Here is a 10,027-nt window from a genome sequence, read left to right on the forward strand (position 1 = left end):
CCGCGCGCGGGCGTGCACAGCGGCACCGAGGTAAAGGCGTTCACATGATTGGTGGCCTCGGCGCGAAACGCCTGAAGGTTGGGCAGCTTGCACGGATGCCCCGGCTGGTTCAACGTGTCCCAACGCCATTGATCGGTGATGAACAGAATGATGTTCCTGGCTGTCATTGCGCTACTTTCCTGGTTGAAGACGTCGCAGAGGGGCGGGTGCGTCGTTTGCAAGACCGTGGTTCCCGGATCGCAGGCCACCACAGGCCCCAACCGCCGCCACTGTCCGGCTTGAACACGTCCCCATCTCCGCTCCGGGTGCGAAATCTCACTTTGCTTTATGGGCTCCGTTATCGGCAAACATAATATGTTTTGCAAGCACCCATCGAGGAAAGACAAGGCCCAGCGCCCCCGCACAGGAACGGACCACCGGCGAATCGTCGGTTTGATCCGGCCGCATATTTCCGCCTGTTTCACCCGGCAATCCCGCCGCGGGTTGCGCGGCACGGCGCAGGTTTCAAAACTGAAAGCCCCCGCAAACATCATATCATTAAACAAAACGCCGGAACTGAGGCCATCGCGCCAGAGACCTAAAATTTGGCGTATTTTCAGAACGTTACCCGAACCGCCGCGTGACAACCCACCGGCGCAAGCAAAATTATGGATCTATTTTCCAATTTTAGCGTATGCTTTTTTTAAAATAATGTACTATGTTGAGGAAACGACGCACAAACCCCACCCAAGGTCACACTGGGATCCAAGGGGCCCACCCGAACAAATGGACCGTAACATGACAAAAATTGCCGCCATCACCCCCCATTCCATCCGCGTCGGGCAACGCAATCAGCTTCTCGTTCGGATCGAGACGGAAGACGGTATCGTGGGTTGGGGCGAATCCGGCTTGTCATCCCGCGAACAGACTGTCGCCACGATGATCAAACAGCTTGCGACCTTCCTCATCGGTCAGGATTCCCAGCGTATTGGCCGCATCTGGCAGGAAATCTATCGCAGTCAGTATTTCGAAGGTGGGCGCGTCATCACGGCGGCCATGTCGGCCATTGATATCGCGCTTTACGACATTCTCGGGAAACGTCTGGGCGTGCCGGTCTATCAATTGCTTGGCGGCAAGCAGCGCGATCGCGTGCCCAGCTTTGCCACCGCAACCGCCGCAACAGGCGAGGAAAAGCTGGCGCAAACCAAGCTTCTGGTCGATGCCGGTTGGGATTGCGTGCGCATCGCGCCCTCTTACTATGACAGTGACGATGGCGTGTTCGAGGCCCGCAAATGTATTGCCAATACCGTGCGGGATCTGATCGCCATGCGCGAAGCCTTTGGCAACGAATTGACCATCGGCATTGATTTCCACCACCGGCTGTCCCCGGCGGAAACCGCCAGCTTCTGCAACCTGTTGCCTGCCGGAACGCTCGACTTTCTCGAAGAGCCGATCCGCGATGAATCCCCCGAAGCCTATGCAATGCTGCGCGGCATGACCAACATTCCCTTTGCCGTGGGCGAAGAGTTTGCCTCGAAATGGCAGGCCGCGCCCTATCTGGAGCAGGGTCTGACGCAATACATGCGGCTCGACATTTGCAACATCGGCGGATTTACTGAATCAATGAAGGTCGCCGGCTGGAGCGAACGGCATTACATTGATTTGATGCCACATAACCCGCTGGGCCCGGTTTGCACCGCGGCCACCGCGCATATGTGCGCCGCTGTTCCGAACCTCAGCTGGGTAGAAACCCGTCAAAGCCCGGTCGAAGCACTGGGGTTCCACGACACCACCATTTTCCCGGTTCAGACCCAAATGGAAGGCCCGGATTACATCGTCAGCGATGCGCCCGGGTTGGGGATCGAAATCGACGAAGACGCATTACGCGCAGCGGAGAATCCACACCACGTGGAATCCCCGCATCTGGTTCGGCCTGATGGGGCCGTCACCAACTGGTAAAATCCAGTATCAACGGAGGAGGAGAGACATGAAACACACTATGAAGTCACGCCATCTGGCGGTGTCGCTTGCGGCATTGCTGGGGCTGGCCGCCCCGGCCATGGCGTTCGAGGAAGCGCCGATCCTGAAACCCCTGGTGGAAAGCGGCGCGCTTCCGCCGGTCGATGACCGCCTGCCACTTGAACCGCTGGTTCTGGAAGTGGTCGACAAACCCGGCGAATATGGCGGCACCATGCGCCGTGCGATCCTGGGTGGCGGCGACCAACACAATATGGTCCGCACCATCGGCAGCGACAATCTGGTTCGCTGGGATGTGGAATGGACAGAGGTCCGCCCGAACATCGCCAAAAGCTGGGATGTGTCCGAAGACGCGACCACATTCACCTTTCACCTGCGTGAAGGCATGAAATGGTCGGATGGTGATCCGTTTGATGCGGACGATATCATGTTCTGGTACAATGATATCTTCCTGAACGAAGATCTGACGCCCACCAAACACCCTAATTATGTCGGCCCCGACGGCCCGGTTCAGGTGACCAAGATCGACGATTACACCGTCGAGTTCAAATTCGGCTCGCCCAACGGTCTGTTCATCCAGCAGATGGCTTATGGCTTTGGCTACTATCCCACCGCATACGGCCGCCACTATCTGGAACAATTCCACGAAAAGTATAACCCGGATGTTCAGGCGCTGGTCGATGCCGAACCTGCCGCCAACGATTGGGTGCAGCTTTTCAACCTCAAAGCCGGACCAATGCACACGCCGCTGTTCTGGCAAAACCCGGATCGCCCGGTGCTGCATGCCTGGCATCTGACCAACGCCTATGGCTCGACCGACCGTGTGGTCGCAGAGCGCAACCCCTACTACTGGAAGGTGGACAGCGAAGGCCAGCAGCTGCCCTATTTCGACCGCATCACCTATGATCAGGTCGAAGATGTTGAAACCATCCTGCTCAAGGCGTTCAATGGCGAAATCGACTATATGAACCGCCACGTTGGCCGTCCCGCATTCAAAGCGGTGTTGACCGACAACATGGAGCGCGGCAAATATCGTTTCTTCTCGACCAACGATCTGCCGTCCAACACGATGATCCTGATGATGAACCTCAATCACGAGGATCCCAACAAGCGCAAGGTGATCAACGATCTCAACTTCCGCGCCGGGCTGTCACATGCTGTCAACCGTCAGGAAATCATTGATCTGCTGTACTTTGGTTCCGGGCTTCCGGTTCAGACATCGCCGCGCGAAACCTCTGGTCTGTACAAAGAGGAATACGCCAAGCAGTACACCGCCTATGATCCTGATCTTGCGAACGAATTCCTCGACAAGGTGATGCCGGAAAAAGACGATGACGGCTTCCGCATCGGTCCCGATGGCGAACGGTTCCAGCTGATCTTCATGGTTGCGGATGTCTTTGGGCTTCAATTCCCGGATGCGATGCAGCTGGTGGCGGAATATGCTGCGGATGTCGGCATCGACATTCAGGTGCGCGCCACAGACCGCTCGCGGTTGATGGAAATTGTCCGCTCCAACGAACATGACGCCTATATGTGGAACTGTGCCGGCGGTCAGGCCGATGCCTATACCGCACCGATCTGCTATCTGCCGCTGCCGGGCAACACCGTCAACTGGGCTGTGCGTTGGGCCGAATGGGGCATCGACAACACCAAGGGCGAAGAGCCGCCAGAAGAGGTCAAAGCGGTCTTTGACGCCTATGCCAAGGTGCTTTCGGCCACCAGCCCCGAAGACCAGAAGGCGCGGATGCAAGAGATGCTTGATCTGGCAATGCCGCAGCTGTTCACCATCGGTCTGGTCCAGAACGAAGCGCCCTTTGGCATTGCCCGCAACAACGTTGGCAATGTGCCCGACCCGCTGCCGATTGCCGGTCAGCTTTGGTACCCCGCGCCCTATACCGCGCAGATGTACTATGAAGGTGGTAAATCTCTAGACTAGGTTCCTCCTGGTGTGGTCGGGGTTTCGATCCCGGCCACACACTTTTAGTCTGACATCACTCATTCCCGTTACAGAAAGGTCCTGATCATGTGGGGGTTTATTCTCCGCCGGATCATGTACATGATCCCGACCCTGTTCCTGGTGTCCATCACCACGTTCATCATCATTCAACTGCCTCCGGGCGATTATCTTGACACGCTGGCCGCCGAAATGGGCGAAGCAGGCGTCGAAGACACCGGCGCGATGGAGGTTCTGCGCGAACAATACGGCCTCGGCCAGCCGATGCATGTGCAATACTACAAATGGATGAAGGCCATCCTGCTGCACGGCGATTTCGGCCTGTCGTTCGAAAAGAACCGCCCCGTTGGCGATCTGATCTGGAACCGCCTTGGCTGGACCTTCGGTATCTCGATCCTGACATTGTTGTTCATCTGGGCCACGGCCCTGCCCATCGGCATCTATTCGGCGGTGCGCAAGTATTCCGCCGGGGATTACATCGCCACGTTCTTTGGCTTTATCGGGCTTGCGATCCCGAACTTCCTGCTGGCGCTGGTGATGATGTACATATCGTTCAAATACTTCGGCCAATCGGTGGGTGGTCTGGTCAGCCCGGAATACCTTGATGCGCCGTGGACATGGGACAAATACGTCGATCTGTTCAAACATATCTGGATGCCCATCGTCGTGGTCGGCACATCCGGCGCCGCCGCCCTGATCCGCATCATGCGCGCCAACCTGCTGGACGAGCTGTATCGCCCCTATGTCGTGACCGCCCGGGCCAAGGGCATGTCGGAATTCCAACTGCTGCTGCGCTATCCGGTGCGTGTTGCGCTGAACCCCTTTGTCTCCACCATCGGGTGGATCCTGCCAACGCTGGTGTCGGGTGAAATCATCGTTGCCGTGGTGATGAACCTGCCGACCACCGGTCCGCTGTTGCTGCGCGCCCTGCTGGTGCAGGACATGTACCTTGCCGGATCTCTGATCCTGATTGTCAGCATGCTGACGGTGCTGGGGACGCTGATTTCCGACCTTCTTCTGGCCTGGATTGACCCAAGGATTCGTTACCAATGACCGCGATCACAAAAAACCCGGCCATCGACGAAGATGGCATCGCCACGCCCGAAATTCTGGGGCCCTGGACCCTGATCTGGCGCAAGTTCCGCCGTCACCGGCTGGCCATGTTCAGCCTGTGGATTGTCGGTCTGATCTATCTGGTGGCGGCCCTGGGCGAATTTCTGACGCCAATGGACCCACATGACACGTCGGTGCGCCACACCTTTCAGCCGCCGCAATCGCTTGGCCTGATCGTACATGAACCGGACGGCGGCTGGCGCCTCCAATTGCACGCCAGCGCCAAGAAGATGGAGCTGAACCGCGAATTGCGCCGCCGCACCTTTGTCGATGATCCAGACAGCTTCGTGCCGCTTGGCTTCTTCGTGAAGGGGCATGAATACAAGCTGCTTGGCCTTGTGTCGTCGCGCACCCATCTTTTCGGGCCGACAAATCCCCGCGACCGGGCGCATCTTCTTGGCGCGGACCGGCTTGGCCGCGACATCCTCAGCCGGATCATTGTCGGCACGCGGGTGTCGATGTCGATCGGCCTGGTCGGTGTGGCTGTATCGCTGGTGATCGGGGTGATTTTGGGCGGGATTTCCGGCTATTACGGCGGCTGGGCTGACAACCTGATCCAGCGTCTGATCGAATTCATCCGCTCGGTGCCCACCATTCCGCTCTGGATGGGGCTGGCTGCTGCGATCCCGTTGGATTGGCCGCCGCTGCGCACCTATTTCGTGGTGACAATCATCGTGTCGATGATCGGTTGGACATCACTGGCCCGCGAGGTGCGGGGCAAGTTCCTGTCGCTGCGATCCGAAGATTTCATCACCGCCGCGCGTCTGGATGGCCTTGCCGACCGGGAAATCATCCTGAAACACATGGTCCCCAGCTTTTCGAGCCACATCATCGCCTCGCTGACCCTTGCGGTGCCTTTGATGATCCTGGCGGAAACCTCGCTGTCCTTTTTGGGCATCGGCCTTCAGCCGCCCCAAATCTCTTGGGGTACTCTGTTGAAAGAGGCCCAGAACGTGCGCACCATCATCGAAGCCCCCTGGCTTCTGTGGAGCCCCGGCGTCGCGATCGTGATCGCGGTACTTGCCCTCAACTTCCTAGGAGACGGACTTCGTGATGCCGCAGACCCCAATGCACACTGACACCTCGCCCCTTCTGGAAATCCGCAACCTTCAGACGCATTTCTTTACCCATGACGGGTTGGTCAAGGCGGTCGACGGCGTCGACCTGACGATCCAGCCCGACCGAACACTTTGTGTTCTGGGGGAATCCGGCTGTGGCAAATCCATCACCGCGCGCTCCGTTCTGCGGATCGTGGATCAACCCGGACGCATTGTCGGCGGCGAAATCATCTATCGCGCGGCGGATGGGCGCACGGTGGATCTGGCGGCGGAACGCCCCGGATCACGCCGCATGCGCGAAGTGCGCGGCAAAGACATTGCGATGATCTTTCAGGAACCGATGTCGTCGCTGGGTCCGATCACCCGTATCGGCCAACAGATCAGCGAAACCATCCTGCTGCACCGCAAGGTGACCAAGGCCGAGGCCCGCGAGATTGCCATCGAAATGCTCGACAAAGTCGGTATCCCCGACCCCACCGGGCGCTACATGGCCTATCCGTTCGAGCTTTCTGGTGGCATGCGGCAACGGGCGATGATCGCCATGGCGCTGTCCTGCCAACCCCGGCTGTTGATCGCGGATGAACCGACAACCGCGCTGGATGTGACAACCCAGGCACAGATCCTTGATCTGATCGCCGAGTTGAAAGAAGAGCTGAACATGGCGGTGATGCTGATCACCCATGATCTGGGCGTGGTGGCCGAGGTCGCCGAAGACGTGGCGGTGATGTATATGGGCAAGGTGGTGGAATACGGCGACGTACACGACATCTTTGCCAATCCCCAGCACCCCTATACCCGCGCGCTCATGGCCTCGATCCCACGTATCGGGGCCGAGCGCCGCGATCGCCTGCCTGCGATCCGGGGCATGGTGCCACATCCGCTGTCGCGCCCGTCGGGCTGTTCCTTCCGGACAAGGTGCGACCACGCAATCCCCGGCGTCTGCGACCAGAGCGAACCCAAATTGCAGCCCGCCGGCCCCACCAAATCAGCCTGTTTCCTGCATGATCAAAAGGTGACGTCATGACTGCCCCCCTTCTTTCTGTCGAAAACCTCGACATGGTCTTTGGCGGCAACAAGCGTGACGCCGGTGTGCGGGCGGTTGATGACGTGTCTTTTGACGTGATGCGCGGCGAAACCTTTGGCATCGTTGGCGAAAGCGGATCGGGCAAAACCACGCTTGGCCGCTGTATCATGCGGATCATTGATCCGACCGCGGGCAAAGTGACCTATCGCCCGGATGACAGCGCGCCCGTGACCCTGACCGACCTCGACAAGGCCGAGCTGCGCAAACAATGGCAAAGCATTCGGATGATCTTTCAGGATCCGCAAAGCTCGCTCAACCCGCGCCTGCCGGTGATCGAACTGATCGGTCAGGCCCTGCGCAAATCCGAAGGTCTGACAGGCAAGGCGCTGGCCGAACGGGTGGCACAATTGCTGCAACAGGTCGGGCTGCGCCCCGAATTTCTGCATCGCTATCCCGGCGCGTTTTCCGGCGGGCAACGGCAACGGATCGGCATTGCCCGCGCGCTGGCCACCGGCCCGAAACTGGTGATCGCGGATGAGGCCGTATCGGCGCTGGACGTGTCGATCCAGGCGCAGACCCTGAACCTGCTTCAGGATTTGCAGGACGAATTCGACCTGACCTATATCTTCATCGCGCATGATCTGGCGGTGGTCGAACATATCTGTGACCGGGTGGCGGTGATGTACCGTGGCCGCATCGTAGAGCTGGCCGACCGCGACACTCTTTTCCGCACCCCGGCCCATCCCTATACCCGCGAACTGCTCGAGGCGGTGCCGGTGCCCGACCCCTCGCGCCGGCGCGACCGCAAGAAAACCGTGCCCGTGCCGACCGGGGTGCAATCCGCCGGCTGTGCCTTTGCGCCGCGCTGTGCCCTGGCGACGGAAATCTGCCGCAACCAGACCCCGCCAAAACGCAATGTCGGCGGTGCCGAGGTGTTATGTCATCATGTGACCTGACGCTTGGATTGCCTTCGGTGAAAATGGTATTATGATTGCGAGACCTAATGAGGCAACGCATCGTGACAACACCTGACACCGAATGGCTGATCCCGCAGTCGAATACATTGGCCCGGTCCCTGTCGGGGCAGGTGTCGAGCAAACTTGGTGAACGCATTCTGGATGGCCAGCTGGCCCCAGGCCAGTTGTTGCCGGATGAAAATGCGCTCTGCGATGAATTCGGCGTCAGCCGAACTGTGATCCGCGAAGCGGTCAAAATGCTGGTGGCCAAGGGCCTGTTGGAGGTGCGCCAGCGTATTGGCACCCGGGTGCAGGATGTGCGCAACTGGCAGATGCTGGATCGTGATGTCCTGATGTGGCACCAATCGCTGACCGTCGATGATGAGCGGCTTATGCAATTGATGGAACTGCGCCAATCCATCGAACCCAAGGCGGCCTTTCACGCGGCCACCCGGCGCAATGATGACCAATTGGCCGCCATTCTTGCCGCCACGCTGCGCATGCAGGAACATGCCGCCGACAACAGCCGCTATGTGCTGGCCGATGCCACCTTTCATATCTCGGTGCTGCGGGCCGCCAACAACCGCTATTTTGACTCGTTGGAAAACGCCATCTTCACCGGGCTCATGCTGTCCATCCGGCTGACCAACCCCGACGAAAAGCGCAATCGCAAATCCATCCCCCTGCACCAGACCATTGCCGAGGCGATCAAAAACCAGGATCCCGAAGCGGCCCAGGAACGCATGCGCGAACATCTGGCCGATTCCGCCTACCGCCTGTCGAAAACCGTCAAGACGCCGGAATAGCGATTGGCGGCCCTTGATCGGCCAAACATATTATGATTAGTGGACGGGCGTGACCACATCAGGATGCCCCTCCCATGACCCAATCCCCGCCCGAGAGCCAAAGCCCCGCTTCCAATACCCCGATTTGCCTTGGTGCGGTTGGCGCATTGTGCGGCGAAAGCCCGGTTTGGGATCATCGCGCCGGTTGTTTGCGCTGGATCGACATCACCGCACAGCGCGTGCATGCCTATGACCCGGCAACCGAAACCACCACAACCCTTACCCTGCCGTATTTGGTCAGCTCCGTCTTGCTCGAACATGGCGGCGGCCTGCTTGTCACCACCGCGCGCGGCTTGGAACGGCTGGATCTGACCACCGGCCAGCTTGAATTTCTGCACAACCCGGAACCCGACCTGCCGGGCAATCGGCTGAACGATTGCAAGGCGGATCCATCGGGACACCTTTGCGCCGGCACGATGAGCGAAGGTGCCAAAGGCCCGACCGGCGCGCTCTATCAGTATGGATCAAACGGGCCAGAGCGGCTGGTGTCGGGATTGACCGTCAGCAATGGCCTCGGCTGGAGCCCGGATGCCCGGCATTTCTATTTGGTCGACAGCGCAAAGGGCGAAATCAATGCCTTTGATCGTGATCCGCAATCCGGCGCCCTCTCGGCGCGGCGGTTGCTGGCATCCTATCCACTGGATCAGGGCAAACCCGACGGGCTCTGCGTCGATCAGGACGGCAACCTCTGGGTGGCCTTCTGGGATGGCGCGCGGGTGGAATGCCTGTCGCCGGACGGCGCGCTGCGCCATGTCGTGCCCCTGCCGGTTCGCCGCCCGACAAGCTGCTGTTTTGGTGGTCCCGATCTGAAACGCCTCTATATCACCAGCGCCGCGATCGGGCTGGATGCGCCTGACCTCGACGGCGGTCTGTTTGCCCTGGACCTTGATGTGGCGGGCCTTCCGACAAACGAAGTGCGCCTTGGCCCCCTGACCGACCTCTGAACAATATCCCCGGATACGCGCGGCACCTGATACGGCCGGATATCCTGGACATCCGGCCGCGTCATTTGAGTCAGATCAGATGCGCATCGCGATGATATTCGTCGCGATTTTCACTGGTTAGTGCCATCCGACGCGTTCTGCGCGGGGGATGATGGTGTTTGCGCGGCTGTGGATCAT

The 10,027-nt window shown here is 59.4% G+C and carries 8 protein-coding genes; all 8 read left to right on the forward strand.

From position 1 onward, the window contains the following. Positions 1 to 777 precede the first annotated feature (777 nt). Positions 778 to 1,938, forward strand: coding sequence for a mandelate racemase/muconate lactonizing enzyme family protein (locus tag Q4577_RS23155; RefSeq protein ID WP_303473238.1), 1,161 nt, complete (start codon positions 778 to 780; stop codon positions 1,936 to 1,938). Between the two features lie 28 nt (positions 1,939 to 1,966). Then, positions 1,967 to 3,892, forward strand: coding sequence for an ABC transporter substrate-binding protein (locus tag Q4577_RS23160; RefSeq protein WP_244690816.1), 1,926 nt, complete (start codon positions 1,967 to 1,969; stop codon positions 3,890 to 3,892). 87 nt (positions 3,893 to 3,979) lie between these two features. Next, entirely contained in the window at positions 3,980 to 4,963 is a 984-nt protein-coding gene (locus tag Q4577_RS23165; RefSeq protein WP_303473241.1) for an ABC transporter permease, read from the forward strand. Further along, entirely contained in the window at positions 4,960 to 6,102 is a 1,143-nt protein-coding gene (locus Q4577_RS23170) for an ABC transporter permease (RefSeq protein ID WP_303473243.1), read from the forward strand. Before Q4577_RS23165 ends, Q4577_RS23170 begins: the two co-directional genes overlap by 4 nt. Further along, positions 6,077 to 7,105, forward strand: coding sequence for an ABC transporter ATP-binding protein (locus tag Q4577_RS23175; protein WP_303473245.1), 1,029 nt, complete (start codon positions 6,077 to 6,079; stop codon positions 7,103 to 7,105). Before Q4577_RS23170 ends, Q4577_RS23175 begins: the two co-directional genes overlap by 26 nt. Continuing rightward, the gene (locus Q4577_RS23180) at positions 7,102 to 8,061 is read left to right on the forward strand and encodes an ABC transporter ATP-binding protein (protein WP_244690819.1); all 960 of its coding nucleotides are present in this window, start codon (positions 7,102 to 7,104) and stop codon (positions 8,059 to 8,061) included. The genes Q4577_RS23175 and Q4577_RS23180 overlap by 4 nt, the downstream gene beginning before the upstream one ends. 62 nt (positions 8,062 to 8,123) lie before the next feature. Further along, complete coding sequence (locus Q4577_RS23185; RefSeq protein WP_303473247.1) at positions 8,124 to 8,867, forward strand: FadR/GntR family transcriptional regulator; 744 nt, start codon at positions 8,124 to 8,126, stop codon at positions 8,865 to 8,867. A 74-nt stretch (positions 8,868 to 8,941) separates the two neighbouring features. Further along, on the forward strand, positions 8,942 to 9,850 hold the full coding sequence (locus tag Q4577_RS23190) for an SMP-30/gluconolactonase/LRE family protein (RefSeq protein WP_303473249.1): 909 nt from the start codon (positions 8,942 to 8,944) through the stop codon (positions 9,848 to 9,850). Positions 9,851 to 10,027 lie beyond the last annotated feature (177 nt).

Origin of the sequence: Marinovum sp. 2_MG-2023, from assembly GCF_030548265.1 — a bacterium.
GTDB lineage: Bacteria > Pseudomonadota > Alphaproteobacteria > Rhodobacterales > Rhodobacteraceae > Marinovum.

Excerpts from the sequence above, each read along its gene's own strand:
- Q4577_RS23155 (WP_303473238.1), top strand. The coding sequence starts at position 778 with ATGACAAAAATTGCCGCCATCACCCCCCATTCCATCCGCGTCGGGCAA.
- Q4577_RS23160 (WP_244690816.1), top strand. The coding sequence starts at position 1,967 with ATGAAACACACTATGAAGTCACGCCATCTGGCGGTGTCGCTTGCGGCA.
- Q4577_RS23165 (WP_303473241.1), top strand. The coding sequence starts at position 3,980 with ATGTGGGGGTTTATTCTCCGCCGGATCATGTACATGATCCCGACCCTG.
- Q4577_RS23170 (WP_303473243.1), top strand. The coding sequence starts at position 4,960 with ATGACCGCGATCACAAAAAACCCGGCCATCGACGAAGATGGCATCGCC.
- Q4577_RS23175 (WP_303473245.1), top strand. The coding sequence starts at position 6,077 with ATGCCGCAGACCCCAATGCACACTGACACCTCGCCCCTTCTGGAAATC.
- Q4577_RS23180 (WP_244690819.1), top strand. The coding sequence starts at position 7,102 with ATGACTGCCCCCCTTCTTTCTGTCGAAAACCTCGACATGGTCTTTGGC.
- Q4577_RS23190 (WP_303473249.1), top strand. The coding sequence starts at position 8,942 with ATGACCCAATCCCCGCCCGAGAGCCAAAGCCCCGCTTCCAATACCCCG.